Genomic DNA, 1,052 nt, shown 5'->3' with positions numbered 1-1,052 from the left:
ACATCAATTTGACCTGTCAATGCTAAACAAGCCAAATGCCAGACTATACGTATATTGTAGCTATACTTTTGAACACGTGTTTTGCTTTCTATTGATGCTTGTAAATCTTGGGCACGCGCCCACTGTATTATCCGCTCAGAGATTTTGATAAGCTCTTGCTCATCTAATGTCTCTACACAAATATCAATGCCTTTACCAAAACCACTAAAAATTCCTCCCCCAATCGTATTAAAAGAATTATAAAGCCCCGTAGGAGAAACGCACCAATATTCCTCACTAAAGTGAATACAATTGCAAGCAACAGAAATCATTTCATTAGATATTTCAGCTTCAATACGGACATTGTAATTATCATGAAGACGTATAAAACCAAAATCAAATTGAATAAAGCGGTCGGGCAAAATCAACCACATTTTTCCAGGTTCCGTTGAAAACCACCCTTGTGTTTTAAGAACGCGCATTGCTGCTGTGAGACTTATCGAGCGCTGTTTTGGCTTCTTGCGCGTTAGAATATCGTCTAATTCCCCATTTTTATAGGCCTGTGCAAAAAAAAGCAGGCGATCATCCGATGTCATTGTTTTATAATCAGCAAATTCTGGCACAGATAGTTTTGGGGTAGATCTATCACTCCTTAAAGCCTCCATATCACCAAGTAATGCTTGTGCAACGGCAGAATGATTAGTAGCTTCCTCGCACAACTTTTTTTCAATATCCTGTGCTTGCGCCCATGCAATCACTCTATTTAGAGCGTCCTTAATATGGCTTTCGGAAAGATCCGGAGCTTTAACATTAAAATCCTCCTTCGCGTAAAACAGCACATCTCCATATTTACGCTGTGATTTTTCACCTCTAGAATATTCCCGAGCAAGACAATAAGCAGCGGTGGTGAGATCAGCCGAAAGCAAAAACTCTTTGCCACTCTCTCCATAATTTTTTACACCATAGCCAATACCGACAATGCGATCGGGAAGATGATAATGCGCAAAAGTATCCCCCACGTTATCACGATAAGGCTCCCAGCCCAGTCTTTTTAAAATCTCTGTGACATCTTT

At 40.1% G+C, this 1,052-nt stretch carries 1 protein-coding gene; it reads right to left on the bottom strand.

Annotated features, from left to right (window positions below):
- On the bottom strand, positions 1 to 1,052 hold a 1,052-nt coding region (locus ACFILL_RS09300; protein WP_375681102.1), incomplete at both ends, for a DUF6990 domain-containing protein.

The sequence above is a fragment of the Bartonella sp. AP20NXHL genome (genome assembly GCF_042196165.1).
Taxonomy (GTDB): Bacteria; Pseudomonadota; Alphaproteobacteria; order Rhizobiales; family Rhizobiaceae; genus Bartonella.
The sequence above is the reverse complement of the archived record's forward strand: the minus strand, read 5'-3'. Positions and strand labels throughout refer to the sequence as shown.